At 74.9% G+C, this 17984-nt stretch carries 13 protein-coding genes and 1 tRNA gene; 9 read left to right on the plus strand and 5 right to left on the minus strand.

Features of this window, described 5'->3' with window-relative positions; translation table 11 throughout:
• The first annotated feature begins 36 nt into the window (after positions 1-36).
• Complete coding sequence (locus ACFY4B_RS30760) at positions 37-2328, plus strand: transglycosylase domain-containing protein (protein ID WP_259316645.1); 2292 nt, start codon at positions 37-39, stop codon at positions 2326-2328.
• A 167-nt stretch (positions 2329-2495) separates the two neighbouring features.
• On the opposite strand, the gene ACFY4B_RS30765 is transcribed toward ACFY4B_RS30760, so the two are convergent.
• Positions 2496-2948 carry a GatB/YqeY domain-containing protein gene (locus ACFY4B_RS30765; protein ID WP_049658244.1) on the minus strand — a complete coding sequence of 151 codons (453 nt, stop codon included), beginning with the start codon at positions 2946-2948 and terminating at the stop codon, positions 2496-2498.
• A gap of 816 nt (positions 2949-3764) precedes the next feature.
• On the opposite strand from ACFY4B_RS30765, the gene ACFY4B_RS30770 reads away from it, so the two are divergent.
• The 4 genes from ACFY4B_RS30770 (at position 3765) to ACFY4B_RS30785 (ending at position 7030) form a co-directional block, all read left to right on the plus strand.
• Positions 3765-5030: a helix-turn-helix domain-containing protein gene (locus ACFY4B_RS30770; RefSeq protein WP_255357465.1), complete on the plus strand. Its 1266-nt coding sequence runs from the start codon at positions 3765-3767 to the stop codon at positions 5028-5030.
• A 171-nt stretch (positions 5031-5201) separates the two neighbouring features.
• A complete protein-coding gene (locus ACFY4B_RS30775; protein WP_387973456.1) occupies positions 5202-5912 on the plus strand; it encodes a CGNR zinc finger domain-containing protein in 711 nt (236 codons plus the stop codon).
• The gene (locus ACFY4B_RS30780; protein ID WP_049658238.1) at positions 5912-6856 is read left to right on the plus strand and encodes a metallophosphoesterase; all 945 of its coding nucleotides are present in this window, start codon (positions 5912-5914) and stop codon (positions 6854-6856) included. The genes ACFY4B_RS30775 and ACFY4B_RS30780 overlap by 1 nt, the downstream gene beginning before the upstream one ends.
• Positions 6857-6956: 100 nt before the next feature.
• Positions 6957-7030, plus strand: a tRNA-Pro gene (locus ACFY4B_RS30785).
• 264 nt (positions 7031-7294) lie between these two features.
• Here ACFY4B_RS30785 and ACFY4B_RS30790 read toward each other — a convergent pair.
• Complete coding sequence (locus ACFY4B_RS30790; protein ID WP_387973459.1) at positions 7295-10075, minus strand: AAA family ATPase; 2781 nt, start codon at positions 10073-10075, stop codon at positions 7295-7297.
• Between the two features lie 179 nt (positions 10076-10254).
• On the opposite strand from ACFY4B_RS30790, the gene ACFY4B_RS30795 reads away from it, so the two are divergent.
• From ACFY4B_RS30795 to ACFY4B_RS30810, 4 genes are all read left to right on the plus strand, one after another.
• Positions 10255-10632 carry a nuclear transport factor 2 family protein gene (locus ACFY4B_RS30795; RefSeq protein WP_380778459.1) on the plus strand — a complete coding sequence of 126 codons (378 nt, stop codon included), beginning with the start codon at positions 10255-10257 and terminating at the stop codon, positions 10630-10632.
• A gap of 111 nt (positions 10633-10743) precedes the next feature.
• Positions 10744-12264 (plus strand): MFS transporter, encoded by a 1521-nt coding sequence (locus tag ACFY4B_RS30800; protein WP_387973463.1) that lies wholly within the window; start codon positions 10744-10746, stop codon positions 12262-12264.
• Positions 12265-12459: 195 nt separating this feature from the next.
• Positions 12460-14316 carry a S9 family peptidase gene (locus ACFY4B_RS30805; RefSeq protein WP_387973466.1) on the plus strand — a complete coding sequence of 619 codons (1857 nt, stop codon included), beginning with the start codon at positions 12460-12462 and terminating at the stop codon, positions 14314-14316.
• Entirely contained in the window at positions 14313-14918 is a 606-nt protein-coding gene (locus tag ACFY4B_RS30810) for a hypothetical protein (protein WP_387973469.1), read from the plus strand. Before ACFY4B_RS30805 ends, ACFY4B_RS30810 begins: the two co-directional genes overlap by 4 nt.
• Positions 14919-15009: 91 nt before the next feature.
• Here ACFY4B_RS30810 and ACFY4B_RS30815 read toward each other — a convergent pair whose 3' ends face one another.
• The 3 genes from ACFY4B_RS30815 to ACFY4B_RS30825 form a co-directional block, all read right to left on the minus strand.
• The gene (locus ACFY4B_RS30815; protein ID WP_387973472.1) at positions 15010-15789 is read right to left on the minus strand and encodes an SURF1 family protein; all 780 of its coding nucleotides are present in this window, start codon (positions 15787-15789) and stop codon (positions 15010-15012) included.
• Between the two features lie 138 nt (positions 15790-15927).
• Positions 15928-17019, minus strand: a complete 1092-nt coding sequence (locus tag ACFY4B_RS30820; RefSeq protein WP_387973475.1) for a hypothetical protein — start codon at positions 17017-17019, stop codon at positions 15928-15930.
• Positions 17020-17218: 199 nt separating this feature from the next.
• Positions 17219-17764, minus strand: a complete 546-nt coding sequence (locus tag ACFY4B_RS30825) for a SigE family RNA polymerase sigma factor (protein ID WP_049658157.1) — start codon at positions 17762-17764, stop codon at positions 17219-17221.
• Positions 17765-17984: the final 220 nt, after the last annotated feature.

Here is a 17984-nt window from a genome sequence, read left to right on the forward strand (position 1 = left end):
ACCGGAGCTCCGCGCGGCCGGACCGGCGGATCCCCGATGGAGCACGCCGGCAACGGCGTGAAGTTCCTGGGCGTCAGCGTGCTCTCCGGAGTCCTGCTGGCAGGCCTCGCCCTGCCCGCCGTCGGCGCCATCGGGCTGACCGCCAAGGACACGGCGGAGAGCTTCGCCAACATCCCCGACGACTTCAAGACCCCGCCGCTCACCCAGGCGACGCAGATCTTCGACGCCAAGGGCGGCCTGATCGCCAAGGTCTACGAGCGCGACCGCACCGTCATCACCGCGGACCAGATGTCGCCGTTCATGCGGCACGCCCAGGTCGACATCGAGGACGCCCGCTTCTACGAGCACGGCGCCGTCGACCTCAAGGGCGTCCTCCGGGCGATCAGCAAGAACGCGGAGAGCGGCACCGCCTCCCAGGGCGCCTCCACCCTGACCCAGCAGTACGTGAAGAACGTCAACGTGGAGAAGGCCGGCGACGACCAGGCGGCCGTCCTGGAGGCCCAGCGCAAGACCCTGGGCCGCAAGATCCAGGAGCTCAAGGTCGCCATCAAGCTGGAGGAGGACCTGAGCAAGGATCAGATCCTCACCAACTACCTCAACATCACCTTCTACGGCCACCAGGCCTACGGGGTCGAGGCCGCCTCCCAGCGCTACTTCAGCAAGAGCAACAAGGACCTGACCGTCGCCGAGGCCGCCACCCTGGCCGGCGTGGTCCAGAACCCGTCGCAGTACGACCCGGTGCGCTACCCCGAGAACACGGTCAAGCGCCGCAACGTCGTGATCGACAAGATGCTGGAGAACAAGCACATCACCGCCGACCAGGCGAAGGAGGCGAAGGCCGCCCCGCTGGGTCTGAAGTACAAGGACCCGCAGAACGGCTGCATCACCGCCCAGGCCGGCATGGGCTTCTTCTGCGACTACGTGCGCCACGTGGTCAAGCAGGACCCGGCCTTCGGCAAGAGCGCCGACGAGCGCAAGAAGCTGTGGAACACCGGCGGCCTGAACATCTACACCACGCTGGACCCGGACAAGCAGGCCGCCGCCCAGAACGCCGTCACCAAGAAGGTCAACGTGACCGACCCGGTGTCGGCCGCCGCGACCATGATGGAGCCGGGCAGCGGCAAGATCCTGGCGATGGCCCAGACCCGCCCGTACGGCCTGGACCCGAACAAGAACCAGACCGTCGTCAACCTCAACGTGGACGCGGCCATGGGCGGCGGCAACGGCTTCCAGACCGGCTCGACCTTCAAGCCGATCCTGGCCGCGGCGGCGCTGGAGTCGGGCATGTCGAACACCCAGGCGTTCCCGTCCGAGAACAAGATCGAGTACCCCCAGATGTCCACCTGCTCGGGCACCTGGAAGAACACCGTCAAGCCCAAGGAGACGGTGAAGAACGAGCAGGACAGCGAGGTCGGGCCGTACCAGCTGAAGGAGGCGATGGCCCGCTCGGTCAACACCTACTTCGTGCAGATGGAGCAGCAGGTCGGCCTCTGCGCGATGAAGCAGATGGCGAACAAGCTGGGCATCACCCAGTCCGCCAAGGGCGACGCCTTCCAGGAGGTGCCCTCGATGGTCCTCGGCACCCTGGAGCTCTCCCCGCTGACCATGGCGAACGTCTACGCGACCTTCGCCGCGCGCGGCAAGTACTGCACCCCGATCGCGATCAACAAGATCACCACGGTCGACGGCAAGGACGTCCCCGTCCCGCAGTCCCAGTGCAGCCAGGCCTTCTCCGAGCAGACCGCCGACTCGCTCAACGCCGTCCTGCTCAACGTCACCGAGAAGGGCACCGCGGCCTCCCTCGGCCTCGACGACGGCCGCAAGATCGCGGGCAAGACCGGTACCACCGACGAGAAGAAGGCCGCCTGGTTCAGCGGCTACACCCCGTCGCTGGCCACCTCGGTCTGGCTCGGCGGCCCGGCCGGCGGCGTCAAGATGAAGAACATCACCATCGGCGGCAAGTACTTCCCCGAGGTCTTCGGCGCCGACGGCCCCGGCCCAATCTGGCAGCTGGCGATGAACCAGGCGCTCAAGGGCACGCCCGTGGAGCCGATCCAGACCGCCAACATCCCGGACCCGCAGCCGGCCACTCCCCCGCCGGGCACCACCCCGCCGGCCACCGACCCGAACGCCCAGCAGCCGCCGGCCGGCAACCCCCCGCCGCCGCAGCAGGGCGGCAACCCGGGCCAGCCCGGCGGGCTGCCCGGCAACCAGGCCGGCGGTCTGCCCGGCGGGCTGCCCGGCGGCTTCCCCGGCGGGTTCACCTTCCCGCCCGGCCCCGGGAACGGGAACGGCGGCCGCCACGGCGGCGGCAACGGGAACGGCTGACCCGCCCTCCCGGCGGGGTGACCCGCGCCGCGGAACATGCCGAAGGGGCGCCCTCCAGTGCGGAGGGCGCCCCTTCGGCGTGCTGCCGGGGCACCAGGGGGCGGGGCCGGGGCCGCCCGGGGTTCGACCCTGGACGGCCCGGGTCGGGCCCTGGTCTGAGCCGCGGCTCAGACCAGGGCGGCCTTCACGGCGGCGGCGACCCGGCTGCCCTCGGCAAGGCCGTCGACCTTGGGCTTCACCAGCTTCATGACGGCGCCCATCGCCTGGGGGCCGGTCGCGCCGCTCTCGGCCACGGCGGCCGCCACGATCGCGGCCAGCTCCTCGTCGGAGAGCTGCTTGGGCAGGTAGCCCGCCAGCACCTCGCCCTCGGCCAGCTCCCGGGCCGCCTGCTCCGTCCGGCCGGCGTTCCCGAAGGCCTCGGCCGCCTCCCGGCGCTTCTTCGCCTCGCGGCCGATCACCTTCAGCACGTCGGCGTCGGACAGCTCGCGCTTCTGCTTGCCCGCCACCTCCTCGCTGGTGACGGCGGACAGCGTGAGCCGGATGGTGGACGAGCGCAGTTCGTCCCGTTCCCTGATGGCAGCCGTGAGGTCCTCGTGCAGCTGCTCCTTGAGCGTTGTCATTTCCTCTTCTTATCCTTCGGCTGTGGGTGGGCTCAACCGGTTTCCCGTGGGCATCCACCGGGGTTTCCGCAGTTGAACGAGTATCCCCGACAAGTACGGCCGACCGTCGCCCGTCGGCGCGCCGCTGCCGCCCCGCTGACGGCTGTGGGCGCGGCGGGGCGGGCGGTAGCCGGCCGACCCGGGAAGCAGCCGGGGAAGCAGCCCGGGAAACGGTCAGGGAAACGGTCCGGCCCGGGAACGGGCGGCGGTCGAGTCCGTGAACAATCGATGCCCCCGGCCGGGAACGGACGACGGGATTCGGCCAAGGTGGCCGATAATGCCCGCACATTCTCGGCCGAAATGCCGAGAACTGCCTGTTCCGGAGCGAAGTTGCCGGTTCCGCAGGGGTACATCGAACACTGCGACCGCTTCGCCGAAAATAGTCCGCGTAGTACACTCGTTCGCGCGTCGCCCGAGCAGCCCGAAGGCGGCGGTCACCTCACCGTCGAATCATCCCCGAATCATCGCCGAAGGCCGCCACGATCAGCCGCGACAAACCGTCACCACGTCCCCGATTCATTATTCCACGGCACTGACACACTGCCGGCCAGGCGCCCTGCAACCCTGACACCTTGCGGCCCGGGCGCCCTGCGGTCCCGGTCCGCGCGGGCGCTCACGCCTGCGCTCCGCCGGACGGCCGACGGCGATCGTTTTTCGGAGTGATTGGCGCCGCAGCACGGCGCACTGATTTCTGACTTTTATTCTGCTCACGACAGCAGGAAGCGCGGGGGAATGGACAACAATCAGCTTCGCTCGATGTTGGTAACCCAACGGAAGATGGTCGGATGGAGCCAGGAGCAATTAGCCGAACACTCCACCGTCAGCGTCCGCACCATTCGTAATCTGGAAACCGGCGCCATCCGGAATCCGCGGCGCAGTTCCGTGGAACTCCTGGTGGGCGCGCTGTTCTCCGCGGCGACCAACCGGGACGACCCCCTGCTCTCCCACGCCGTCCAGGCGGGCGCCCCGGCCGGGCTGCTGCCCGCCCGGCCGGAGCCCGGACCGCCGGTCCGCGTCGCCGAACTCCCGGACAACGCGCGGTGGCAGGGGCTGCGGCCCAAGACGGACGTCACCGTCGGCCGCCAGGCCGACCTGCTGCACGTCGTGACCGCCCTGCGGCCGGGCCGCCCGCTGGTGCTCACCGGACCGGCCGGGGTCGGCAAGACCCGGCTGGCGCTGGACTCCGCCGCCCACCTGCTGGACCGCTTCCGGGACGGCGTCGCGGTCCTGGAGCTCGGCTCGGTCACCCCCGAGGCCGTCGACCCCGCCGCCGCCTCGGCCCAGGCCCAGCGCGCGCTCGACACCCTCCTGCGGGGCGTCGGCCGCGACCCGCGGACCGACCCCGAGCCGCAGCTGCTGCTGGTCGTCGACAACGCCGAGCACGTCATCGACACGGTGGCCCGGCAGGTCAGGGCACTGCTGGCGCGGCACCCGGCGCTCCACATCATGATCACCTCGCTGCGGGCGCCCGCCGGGGTCCCGGCCGACCTGTGGGAGGTGGCGCCGCTGTCGGTCGACCACCCGGACGGCCCCTACGGCTGCCCGCCCGCCGCCGAACTGTTCTGCCGCCGGGTGCACTCGGTCGTCCCGACGCTCGACCTCGGCGACCAGATGCCGCAGGTGGTCGAGCTCTGCCGACGCCTCGGCGGCCTGGCGCTCGCGATCGAGAACGCCGCCGTCCGGATGCGCTCGGTGCCCCTGCACGTCCTGGTGGACGAGTGCCGGGTGCTCCCGATCCTCGGCCAGGAGGAGGTCGGCGGGCTCTCCCACCACCGCTCGCTGCACCGCAGCCTCGCCTGGGCGTACGGGCTCCTCGACGAACGGCAGCGCCGGGCGCTCAGACGGTTCTCCCGGTTCCCCGAGGAGTTCTCCATCGACGACGTCCGGCAGCAGCCGGTCGACGGCGGCCGGGAGCCCTCCCGCAACCTCGACGTGCTGGCCGAGCTGGTCGACTTCTCCGTCGTCCAGGTGAAGCGCGGCCACCAGTACGCGTACCGGGTGCCCCGGATGATGCGCGAGTACGTCAACGCCATCCCGGCCTGAGGGCCGGCCCCGTGCCGCCCGTGCCTGGAGCAGTGCTCCAGGCACGGGCGGCACGGGCTTTCTGAGCGCGGGTCAGCTCGCCGCGGTCGGACCGAACCGAACCACCGCCGCCTGGTAGCCCGCCCTCCCGCCCCGTAACCCTTCATCCCGGTTACACCTATCCTGGGCCGCATGACCGACGCAGCCGACCGCAGCGCCGTCGACGGACCGCCCGCCACCCCGCCCGGGCTGCTCCTCACCACCCCCGGGGGCGGCCGCTTCCACTTCGACCCCGGCGCCCTCTGCCTGGAACTGCTCACCACCGGCGGCCCCGGCCCGTACGCCCGGTACGAGGTGCTGCACCGGCCCGCCGACCTCGCCGCCTGGCTCCCGCCGTCCCGGCTGCGACTGCCCGCCGACGCCGTACGGATCTCCCCCTCCCAGCTCGCCGCCGCCCGCACCCTGCGCGACGCCCTGTGGCGCCTGGCCGCCGCCCGCGCCCACGGCGGCCGGGGCACGCCCGCGGACCACGCCGTCCTCAACCGGGCCGCCGAGCACCCGCCGCTGGTCCCCCGGATCGCCCCCGACGGCACCGCGGCCGCCCCACTGCCCGCCGACGGGGCCCAGCTGGTCTCCACCCTCGCCCGGGACGCCATCGCCCTGCTCACCGGCCCGCACGCGGACCGGGTCCGGGAATGCGGCGCCGACAACTGCCAACTGATCTTCGTCGACACCTCGCGGCCGGGCCGGCGCCGCTGGTGCTCCATGGAGCGCTGCGGCAACCGCCACAAGGTCCGCGCGCTACGCGCCCGCCGGGACTCCGAGGAGGCCCCGCCGACCACCGCCCCCGCCCCCGACTCCGGGCGTACACAGGCTGATCGACCGTCTGAGAGCATGGGCTGATGCGACCGCTGTACTCCGTTCCCCTCGGCATCGCCGCCACCGGCGCCGCCTGTCTCGCCTACTCCGTCGGGTACGAGGTCCGGGCCTTCCGCCTCCGCCGGATCGAGGTCCCCGTCCTCCCGCGCGGCGCCCGCCCGATCCGGGTCCTCCAGGTGTCCGACATCCACATGGTGAGCGGGCAGGGCAAGAAGCAGCGCTGGCTGAAGAGCCTGGCCGGCCTGCGCCCCGACCTGGTGGTCAACACCGGCGACAACCTCTCCGACCCGCTCGGCGTCCCGGCCACCCTCGACGCGCTCGGACCGCTCATGGAGTTCCCCGGCGTCTACGTCTTCGGCTCCAACGACTACTACGGCCCGGCCCGCAAGAACCCGGCCCGCTACCTCCAGGCCATGCGCAGCGGCGCCCACGGCATGAACAACCCCGACGGCACCGCCCGCCGCGGCATCACCGGCGCCGTCCACAACCCCTGGGAGAAGCTCCGCGACGGCTTCGACGCGGCCGGCTGGCTCGACCTCACCAACACCCGCGGCCGGCTCACCGTGAACGGGCTCGACCTGGAGTTCACCGGCCTCGACGACCCGCACATCCGGCGCGACCGCTACAGCGAGGTCGCCGGCGGCCCGTCCCCCGACGCCGACCTCTCCCTCGCCGTCGTCCACGCGCCCTACCTGCGCGTCCTCGACGCCTTCACCGCCGACCGCTACCCGCTGATCCTGGCCGGCCACACCCACGGCGGCCAGCTCTGCATCCCCTTCTACGGCGCCCTGGTCACCAACTGCGACATCGACACCCGCCGGGTCAAGGGCCTCTCCACCCACACCGCCGGCGGCCACCGCTCCCACCTCCACGTCTCGGCCGGCTGCGGCACCAACCGCTACACCCCCGTCCGCTTCGCCTGCCCCCCCGAGGCCACCCTCCTCACCCTCGTCCCGGCAGCCCGCTGACCCCCACCGGACGCCCGCTCGAAACCGGATTTCGTGTCTCGGCGAGCGTCCGGTAGAGTTCTACTCGTCGCGAAGGAGACGGAGCGACAAACCGCAAGACCGGGGTGTGGCGCAGCTTGGTAGCGCGCTTCGTTCGGGACGAAGAGGCCGTGGGTTCAAATCCCGCCACCCCGACCCACTGCAGAGGGCCTGCCGGAGAAATCCGGCAGGCCCTCTGTCGTTGTGCGCGACCGGCCGGGTGACCACTCCTCAGCCGGGTCCGACGCCCGGGTGCCGTCCGCGGCCTCCACCGGCCGACCGCAGGTAACTCCACCGCGCGCACGACGCCCCGCCCCGGCCGCCGGGCGAGCCGCGCTGCGGGCAAGTCCAACTCCCCGTACGGACAGCGCCGGTGCGTCCGGGGCTCCTCGGCAGGGCCCCCGGGGTTTCGGGGGCGGGTCAGAGGGTGGTGGCGAGTTCGGTGCGGGAGGTGATGTTGAGCTTGGGGTAGGCCTTGTAGAGGTGGTGGGCGACGGTGCGGGGGCTGAGGAAGAGCTGGGCGGCGATGTCGCGGTTGGTGAGGCCCTGGGCGGCGAGGCGGGCGATCTGGAGTTCCTGGGGGGTGAGGGGGGACTGCGGGGTGCCGGTGGGGGTGGCCGGGGTGGGGGCCGGGGTGCCGGTGGCGGAGAGTTCGGTGCGGGCGCGGGCGGCCCAGGGGTGGGCGGCGAGGCGGTCGAAGGTCTCCAGGGCGGCGCGCAGGTGGGGGCGGGCGTCGGTGCGGCGGCGGGTGCGGCGGAGCCATTCGCCGTAGAGGAGGGCGGTGCGGGCCTGTTCGAAGGGGCGGTGGGCCGTTTCGTGCCGGGAGAGGGCGGCGCGGTAGGTGGTCTCGGCGAGTTCGTCGGGGCCGAGCACGGCCTGGCAGCGCAGCCGTAGGGCCTCGGCCCAGGGGCGGTCGGCGGCGGCCGTCCAGCGGGCGAAGCGTTCGTAGGCTTCGGCGGCGCGTTCGGGGGTGCCGAGGCGGACGGCGGCCTCGACGAGGTCGGGGACGGCCCGGGTGGCGCTGACGTGGTGGCGGTGCGGGCCGGTGGTGAGGGTGTGGAGCCGGTCGGCGGCGTCGCCGGCGCGGCCCTGGCCGAGGTCGCGCAGGGCGAGCGCCCACTGGGCCCAGGCCTGGCCGGCGGCGGGGGCGGCGGTCTGCGGGCCGGTGGTGGCGAGGGCGGTGGCCGCGAGTTCGGCGCAGTGGTCGGTGCGGCCGTCGAGCGCGGCCAGGTGGGCGAGCAGCGCGGTGAGTTGGCTGACCCACTGGTGCTGGCCGGTGTCCCGGGCGAGGCCGAGGCCTTCGGTGGCGGTGAGTTCGGCGTCGCGGTGGCGGCCGTGGAAGAGTTCGGCCTCGGCGAGGAAGAACTGCAGGGTGGGCATCACGCCGACGGTGCCCTTGGCGCGGGCCTCGGCGACGAGTTCGGCGGCGAGTTCGGCGGTCTCCTCGTCGCGTCCGAGGACCAGGGTGGCGCCGCACAGCTGGACGAGGTCGACCGGGCTCTCGGCCCCGGCCCGGCGGGCGGCCTCGGCGGCCTCCCGGACGGGCGGCAGCGGGCCGGCGGGCCGGCCGAGCGCGGGCAGGACGGCCGCGGGCAGGTGGCGGGCGAGCGGGGCGAGGGGGTCGTCGGCGGCGAGCGGCAGGACCGCCAGGCGGTCCAGGACGGCGGCCACCGGCTCCTCCCCCGCGTACCAGGCGGCATGGAAGGCCTGGAGCAGCATCCGGACGGCGTACGACGGGTCGATGTCGGTGCCGGCGGCGTCGAGCAGCAGCCGGTGGGCGGTCGGGTAGGAGCCGCGCCAGAAGTGGGCGGTGGCCCGGACCTGGTCGAGCAGGGCGTGCGCCAGGACGTTGTCGGTACGGCCGGAGGCCTCGTCGGCGAGCGCCTCGGCCCGTACCAACTCGCCTTCCTCGGTGGCGGATTCGGCGGCCAGGACGAGCCGGCGGGTGGCGCCGTCGCGGTCCGGGGTGAGGCGGGCGGCGCGCTCGTACGCGGCGGCGCCGCCGTGGCCGCCGCGGCGCCCGGCGCGGACGGCGGTGCGCTCCAGCGCGTCGGCGAGGCCGGTGTCGGGGGCGGTGGCGGCGAGGGCGAGGTGCCAGGTGCGGCGGTCGCCGTCCGGCAGCGCGCCGGCGACGGCCCGGTGGACCGCCGTCTTCTGGTGGTGCGGCGCCCGTTGGAGGATCGCGGAGCGCAGCAGCGGGTGCCGGAAGGCGATCCGGCGGTCGGCCGTGACCGTCACCAGGCCGGACGCCTCGGCGGGCGCGAGGTGTTCGGCCGTGACGCCGAGGGCGGCCGCGGCGGGCAGGACGACGTCCAGTGCCCCGCCCTCCTCGGTGGCGGCGACCAGCAGCAGCGTCTGGGTGGCCGCGGGCAGGCCGGTGACCTGGCCGTGGAAGGCGATCAGCAGCCGGCTGGTGAGCGGCAGGCCGCCCCGCGCCGGCGGCTGCGGCCCGGCGGCGACCGGGAGTTCGGTGAGCGCGAGCGGGTTGCCGGCCGCCTCGGCGAGCAGCCGGTCGCGGACGGTGGACGGCAGGTCGGGGCCGACCCGCCGGGCCAGCAGCCGGGTGGCGTCGGCCTCGGACAGGCCGGTCACCTGCCGTTCGGGCAGGCCCAGCGGGCGCTCCGCCGGGCTGCCGCCGGCCCCGGCCGGGCCGCCGGTGCGGGCGGCGAGCAGCAGGGCGACCCCCTCGGCCTGGAGCCTCCGGGCGGCCAGCAGCAGGGCGTCCAGGGAGGCCCGGTCCAGCCACTGCACGTCGTCGATGACGCACAACAGCGGCCGGTCGGCGGCGAGTTCGGCGAGCAGGCCGAGCGTGGCGAGCCCGACCAGCAGCCGGTCGGCGCCCGCCCCACCGCCGTCGCCTGCCCGGTCGCCCGCCCGGTCGTCGCCCGTCCGCTCGTCGTCGGAGAGCCCGAACGCCGCCTCCAGCGCCCGCCGTTGCGGGCCCGGCAGGACGTCCAGCCGGTCCAGGCCGGGCGCGAGCAGCAGGCTCAGCCCGGCGTACGGCAGCTCGGCCTCGCACTCGACGCCGGCCGCCCGGACGACCCGGAACGCCTCCCCCGCCCGCGCGACGGCGTCGTCCAGCAGCGCGGTCTTGCCGATGCCGGCCTCGCCCCGGAGCAGCAGCACTCCGCTGCGTCCGGCCCGCGCCCCGTCCAACAGCCCGTCCACGGCGGCCTGTTCGCCTTCCCTCCCGTACAGCATGCCCCGACCCTACCCAGCAGGGCCGCGCACCACTGCCGACCACGGCACCGGTACACCTCCGCGGAGGCTACGTACCCCCATACCCATACGTGACGGATTCGCCGTCGGCTGCCCGTCCCTACCGTGGTGAGCACCGGGAACGACCCGGCCAACCACCCACTGGAACACGGGAGATGACGATGACCGAGATCACCACCGCCGCCCTCCAGCAGCTCGCCGAGCGCTACCTCGCGGTGTGGAACGAGACCGACCCGGCGGCCCGCCGCAAGCTGGTCGACGAGGTGTGGGCCGAGGACGGCCGCTACACCGACCCGCTGGCCGCCGTCACCGGCCGGGACGCGATCGACGCGCTGATCGGCGCCGCCCAGGCCCAGTTCCCGGGGCTGGAGTTCACCCTCGGCCCGGTCGACTCGCACCACGACGTCGCCCGCTTCACCTGGAACCTGGGCCCGGCCGGCGCGGAGCCGGTGGTGATCGGCTTCGACGTGCTGGCGGCCACCCCGGACGGCCGGATCGGCGCGGTGTACGGCTTCCTCGACCGCGTGCCGGGCGCCTGACCCCGCGGACCGCCGCCCCGGCCGAGGGGCGGGACGCACCCCACCGCGCCCGCCCCTCGGCACCGGCCGCCGACCCGCTTGAGTCGCCAACCCCCTTGAGGAGAGCCCGAGATGAGCACCTCACTGAACACCCAGCAGCCCACCGAGGCCGAGACAGGGGCAACGGCGCCGACGGCCCCCAAGGGGCTGCTGCCGGTCGTCCTGACCGCCACCTTCATGACCGCCCTCGACATCTTCGTCGTCAACGTCGCCCTCCCCTCCCTCCAGGGCGACCTCGGCGCCGGCCCGGCCGCCGTCCAGTGGGTGATGGCCGGCTTCAGCCTGGCCCTCGCGGCCGGCCTGGTCACCGCCGGCCGCCTCGGCGACCGGTACGGCCGCCGCCGGGTGTTCGGGCTCGGCCTGGCCCTCTTCACCCTCGCCTCCGCCGCCTGCGGCCTCGCCCCCACGGCGGCCGCGCTGGTCGGCGCCCGGGTGGCGCAGGGCCTGTCGGCGGCGCTGATGGGTCCGCAGGTGCTGGCGATCCTGCGGACCGCGTTCAGCGGCGCCGCCCAGGCTCGGGCCTTCGCCCGGTACGGGCTGACCATGGGCGTCGGCGCGGTGTTCGGCCAGCTGATCGGGGGGCTGCTGATCCGCGCGGACCTCTTCGGCCTCGGCTGGCGCAGCTGCTTCCTGATCAACCTGCCGATCGGACTGGCCGCCCTCCCGCTGGTCCGCCGCAGCCTGCCGGAGTCCCGCGCCCCGCAGCGGCCCGGCCTGGACCCGGTGGGCGTGCTGCTGGTCACCACCGCGCTGACCGGCCTGGTGCTGCCGCTGATCCAGGGCCCGCAGCTGCACTGGCCGCTGTGGACCGGGCTCTGCCTGGGCGGCTCGCTCGCCCTGCTGGCCGTCTTCGCCGTGCACCAGCACCGCACCACCGCCGCCGCCACCGCCACCACCGCCGCCGCCGCCACGGCCACCACCGCGACCACCCCGCTGGTCGACACCCGGCTCTTCCGCGACCGCGCCTTCAGCGCCGGCCTGCTCGCCCAACTCGCCTTCTGGCTCGGCCAGGGCTCCTTCTTCCTGGTGCTCGCCCTGCACCTCCAGTTCGGCCGCGGCCTGGACGCGCTGGGCGCCGGACTGGTCTTCACCGCGATCGGCCTGGGCTACCTGATCACCTCCAACACCACCCACCGCGTCACCGCCCGCCTCGGCGAGCGCCGCACCATCGCCCTCGGCGGGCTGCTGATGGCCCTCGGGCTCGGCCTGCTGGCCCTCACCGCGTACGGCGCCGCGGACGGCGGCGTCCGGTGGCTGGCGCCCGGGCTGTTCGTGGACGGCCTCGGCATGGGCCTGGTGATCGCCCCGGTGACCTCGGTGGTCCTGGCCGGCGTCGAGCCCCGGCTGGCCGGCTCCGCGGCCGGGGTGGTGTCCACCGTGCAGCAGGTCGGCGGGGCGCTCGGGATCGCGCTGATCGGCCTGGTCTACTACGGCGCCGGCGACCCGGCCGCCGCCTTCGGCCGCAGCGTCCTGGCCCTGGCGGTGCTGGAGCTGGTGCTCGTGGGCCTGGTCCGGTTCCTGCCACGCGGAGCACACGGGGCCCCCGGAGCGGCCGAAGCGCACCGAGCGCACGAAGCGCCGCGCGAGGGCTGACCCCGGCATGGCCCCGGGCACCCGCCCCGGCCCCACGGAACCCGGGCCCCGGGCCGGGCGTTCGTGGACGCCCCGGCCGCCGCGCACGGCGACACCTGCGCCGGCACCCCGCCGCCACCCCGGCGGCACGGGGCGGGTGGGCCGAAGCCCACCCGCCCGTTCCCTTCCCTCCCCCCGATCGGGTTGGATGGTCGGATGAGCGAGGAGAAGAGCGCCGTACCGGCGTGGGAGCAGCGGTTCAGGGCGGCCCGGGTGTCGCTGCCCGACTGGGCCGAGGACGCCCCCGACCGGTCGCTGTACGTGTCCAACGCGACCGGCACCTACGAGGTCTACGCCTGGGACCGCGCCACCGGCGCCCACCGTCGGGTCACCGACCGTCCGAACGGCACCACCGACGCCGAGCTGTCCCCCGACGGCGACTGGGTCTGGTGGTTCGACGACCACGACGGCGACGAGTTCGGCGTCTGGCGCCGCCAGCCGTTCGCGGGCGGCCCCGACGAGGAGGCCGTGCCCGGCCTCGCCGCCTCCTACTCGGCCGGCCTGGCCCTGGGCCGCGACGGCACCGTGGTGGTCGGCCGCTCTACCGACGAGGACGGCACCACCCTGCACCTGCGCCGCCCCGGCGCCACCGTGCCGGTCGAGGTCTACCGGCACGAGGAGTACGGCGGCATCGGCGACCTCAGCCACGACAGCACCCTGCTCGCCATCGACCACACCGAGCACGGCGACGCGATGCACTCCGCGATCCGGGTCGTGCGCATCACCGCCGACGGCGGCGTCGAGACCGTCGCCGAGCTGGACGAGGTCACCGGCCGGGACGAGCCGCGCGGCGTCGCCTGCCTGGGCTTCGCCCCGGTCGAGGGCGACACCCGCCTGCTGGTCGCCCACCAGCGCACCGGCCGCTGGGAGCCGATGATCTGGGACGTCGCCACCGGCGCCGAGACCGCCCTCCCGCTGCGCGACGAGCAGGGCCGCGAGCTGCCCGGCGACGTCTCCGCGCAGTGGCGCCCCGGCGCCGAGGCGCTGCTGGTGGAGCACGAGTACGAGGCGCGCAGCGAGCTGTTCTCGTACGCGCTCGCCGACGGCCGGCTGACCCGCCTGGAGACCCCGCGCGGCACCGTCAGCGGCGCCACCGCCCGTCCGGACGGCACCGTCGAGTACCTGTGGTCCTCCGCCGCCGAGCCCTCCGCCGTCCGCTCCACCGCCGGGACGGTCGTGCTGCGGGCGCCCGGCGCGGTGCCGCCCGGTTCGGTGCCGGTCGAGGACGTCTGGGTGGACGGGCCGGGCGGGCGGGTGCACGCCCTGGTGCAGCGGCCGGCGACGCCCGCGCAGGGCCCGTACCCGACCGTGTTCGAGATCCACGGCGGCCCGACGCACCACGACAGCGACTCCTTCGCCGCCGGTCCGGCCGCCTGGCTGGACCACGGCTTCGCGGTGGTCCGGGTCAACTACCGCGGCTCGACCGGCTACGGACAGGCCTGGACGGACGCGCTGCACGAGCGGGTCGGCCTGATCGAGCTGGAGGACATCGCGGTGGTCCGCGCCTGGGCCGTCGACAGCGGCCTCGCCGACCCGGCCCGGCTGGTCCTCACCGGCGGCAGCTGGGGCGGCTACCTGACCCTGCTCGGCCTCGGCGTCCAGCCCGACGACTGGGCCCTCGGCCTCGCCGCCGTCCCGGTCGCGGACTACCACACCGCGTACGCCGACGAGATGGAGGCGCTCAAGTCGCTGGACCGCACGCTCTTCGGCGGCACCCCGGAGGAGGTCCCGGAGCGCTTCACCGCCTCCTCGCCGCTGACCTACGTCGAGCGGGTGCGGGTGCCGGTCTACATCAGCGCCGGGGTCAACGACCCGCGCTGCCCGATCCGGCAGATCGACAACTACGTCGAGCGGCTGGAGCGGCTCGACAAGCCGCACGAGGTGTACCGCTTCGACGCCGGGCACGGCTCGCTGGTGGTGGAGGAGCGGATCAAGCAGCTGCGACTGGAGATCGACTTCGTACGGCGGCACCTGGGCACGGCCGGGCGTGACGGAGACGGAGGGGCTGCGTGAGACGCCTGCTGATGCTCGCGGGGGTAGCGGTCGCCGGGGCCCTGGTGCTCACCGGCTGCTCGGGCTCACAGCGGAACACCGCGGCCTGCCCGCCCCCGACCGGCCCGCCGGTACCGAGCTCCTCGGCCGTCGCGCCCGCGCCGGCCGTGCCCGCGTCACCGACCGCCGCCGCGACACCGCCCGTCGCGCCGCCCGTCGCGCCGCCCGTCACTCCGCACGCCGGCACCGCGACCAAGGCGGGCGCGGCGGGTCCGGGGGCGGCCGTCGCACGGGCGGTGTACACACCGGCCGCGGACGGGGGCGACCCGGTCCAGCTCGCCAAGGGGGGCGGCAAGAGCGGCTCGTCCGGTTCGAAGGGGTCGGGGTCCAAGGGCTCCAAGACCGGTCGCAGCGTGCACCACCACATCGACCACTACGACTCCGACGACCACAACGGCAGCGGCGGCAACGGCAACGGCCACTGCCACAGCGACCCGACGCGGCTGCCCACCGGCTCGTCGTCCCCGACCCAGCCGCTGCTCCCCCCGCAGACGCCGACGCCGACGACGCCCCCGCCGGCGGTCAAGCCGACACCGGCACCGGCCCTGCCGACCAAGCGCTGAGCCGGGGCGGCCGAACGCCGAGTCGGGGTGACCAAGCGCCGAGCCGGGGCGGCCGAGCGCCGAACCGGCGTCGGCGTCAAGGCGCCGCCGGTCAGTCCAGGACCGGGTCCAGCCCGAGGGCCCGGTCCTGCTCCGCCTCCGCCTCCCGGCGCACCAGGCGGTACCACATGAAGACCACGAACCCGCCGAAGACGAACCACTCCAGGGTGTAGCCCAGGTTCTGGAACGCGCGCAGGGTGAGCCCGTCGCCGCCCTGCGGCTGCACGGTCGGTACGGAGGCCAGCCCGGCGGGCGCGTCGTCGGCGGCCACCCAGCCGTCGTACCAGCCGTCGTACTCCAGCACGTTCAGCAGCGAGGCCCGGTTGATCATGCCGAGCTGCCCGGCGGGCAGACCGCCCGCCACCGCGCCGTTGCTGCCCACCGACTCGTTGGCCTGGAGGCGCCCGGTCACCGTCACCTCTCCGCCCGGCGGCGGCCCGGCGGCGGCCGGGTCCCCGGCCGACCAGCCGCGCACCACGGCGACGGCGTGTCCGTCGGCGGTGCGCAGCGGGGTGAGCACGTAGTAGCCCTGCTTGCCGTCCACCACGCGGTTGGGGACGAGCAGTTGGTGCTCGCCGTCGTAGCTGCCGGTCACCGTGACGGTCCTGCCGACGGTTTCCGTGCTCACCTGCGGGGTCGCCGGGTTGAGCAGCGCGTCGATCGGCCGGGCGTCACCCGAAGCGGTGACCGCCTGCTTGGCCTCCTGGTGCGTGGACACCCGGTCCTCGAAGCGGCCGAGCTGCCAGGAACCCAGCCACAGGCAGACCGCCACGGCCGCCACGGCCACGACGGTGCCGCCGAGCCAGCGCGGAGTCAGGAGGAACCGGTACACACCCCCACGGTATCCACTCCTCACACCCGCCCCGTCCCCCGGGCCCCGAACACGGCCGCCTCCGGGCGGTCGCCCCGGCCTCTCCGCGACACCGGCGGCCCCGGCGGGCATCACCCCGCCGTCGTCACTCCGCCGTCGTCACCGAGCCGTCGGTGAGCCCGACGGCTGCGGCGCCGGGCCGCCCAGCCCCTGGACGCCGCCGCGGTAGACGGTGCCGCTGCACGCCACCGGCAGGGTCGCCGTGGCGGCCGCCGGGCTGCCGGGGGCGGGGGTGTGGGCGATGGTCACGGCGGGCGGCGCGGTGGTCGGGTTGCCGGTCGGCGTCGCGGTCGGGCTGGGGGCCGTGGTGGGGCCCGCCGACGGGGACGAGGAGGCCGGCGGGTTGGCGCTGACCTCGCTGGTGGGGACGGAGGCCGGGGCGCCGGACTCGGCGGCGGGGACGTCCGAGCGCAGGGCCACCTGGTTGACGCTGTTCGACGGGGTGCTCAGGGTGCCCGAGCCGGTACAGGTCTGGTCGGGGACCCAGGCGAACGGCACCCGGTACCCGGCCCGCGGCGCGAGCACCGGCGGCTCCCCGTCCATCGCGGGCAGGCCGGCGGCCGGGTCGCCCGGGGCGTGGTCGGCGGTGCGGACGCGGCCGCGGTCGCCGCCGCTGACGGCGGTGACCGCCACCGAGCCCGGCCCGCCGAGCCGACAGCTGCGCCCGGACACGTTGTAGACGGTGAACGAGCCGTAGATCCGCCCGTCGCCGTCGGCCGTGCCGACCTGGGCGAGGCCCTCACCGAGGTCCGTCCGGGTGCAGAGCGGGACGATGCCGCCGTCACCGGCGCCGGAGGTCCCGCTGGGCGCGACGCCGCCGTCGGTGCTCGCCTGCCCGCCGCCGGGGCTGTGCGGGGCCGAGGCCGTACCGGGCGGCGGGGTGGTGTCGCCGGGGCCGCTCGGGTTCGCGTGCGAGGCCGCCCCGGTGCCGCCGGTCGTCCCGGCGGTGCCGCTGGGCGAGGTGGCGGCCGGGCTCTTGGCGTCGGCCGAGCCGGGGCCGCCGGAGAGCCCGAGGTGCTCCCCCTCGTGCAGGACGGGCAGGCCGATCGCGACGACGAAGGCGAGCGCGGCCGCCCCGGTCCAGGCACCGCGCCGGGCGGCCCGGCGGCGGGGCACCGCCCGCCGGATCCGCGGCAGCCCGCCGGCCGCGGGCTGGATGCCGGAGACGGCGCCGTGCAGCAGCTCGCGCACCGCCCGTTCCTCGGTGGACAGGGACAGCAGCTCCTCCGGGGCCTCGGCCCCGGGCCCGCTCGCTCTGGAAGCCCCGGGCCCGGTCGCCCCGGGCCCGGTCGCCCCGAGCCCGGTCGCCCCGGGCGTCCCGGGTCCGTTCACCTCAGGCCCGCCCGCCTCCGGAGTGCCGTCCGCCGGCCGCCGTCGGTCGCCGTCCGCCTCAGCCATGTCCGGCCGCCATCTGGACGCGCAGGGCGGCGAGCCCGCGCGAGCCGTAGGCCTTCACCGAGCCGAGCGAGATGCCCAGGGTCTCGGCGACCTGCGCCTCCGTCATGTCCACGAAGTAACGCAGCACCAGAACCTCCCGCTGACGGCGTTGCAGACCACGCAGCGCGGCCTTCAACTGGTCGCGCTCCAGGGCATCGTAAGCACCTTCTTCTGCACTGGCCATGTCAGGCATGGGCTTCGGCAGCAGTCGCAGCCCGAGGATGCGGCGGCGCAGCGTGGAGCGGGACAGGTTGACGACCGTCTGCCGCAGGTACGCCAGGGTCTTCTCGGGCTCGCGCACCCGGCGCCGGGCGGCGTGCACCCGGATGAACGCCTCCTGGACGACGTCCTCGCAGGTCGAGAGGTCGTCGAGGAGCAGCGCGGCGAGCCGCAGCAGCGAGCGGTAGTGCGCCTGGTAGGTCGCGGTGAGCAGGTCCTCGCTGGTACCCGCGTCGGTACCGGCACCGGAGTCCGCCGCACCGGGTGCGGCCGCCGTCATCTGGTCTTCTTCCGGCCTACTCGCAGGCCTCGGGGCGCGCGAGGGGAAGGACACCGCGGCTCTTGCCGGGATGCCCGCCCTTGCCCCCACCATCACGTTCGCCACGCACGTTGGACACTCGATCCCCTGTCATGGTTGCCCAGCCCGGGGCCCATTCTTCCGCATCGGCTGAAGAGGCCTCCAGGGGATTCCCACGGGATTCCGGACAGATTGTGTCGAG

The sequence above is a fragment of the Kitasatospora sp. NPDC001261 genome (assembly GCF_042896795.1).
GTDB lineage: Bacteria > Actinomycetota > Actinomycetes > Streptomycetales > Streptomycetaceae > Kitasatospora.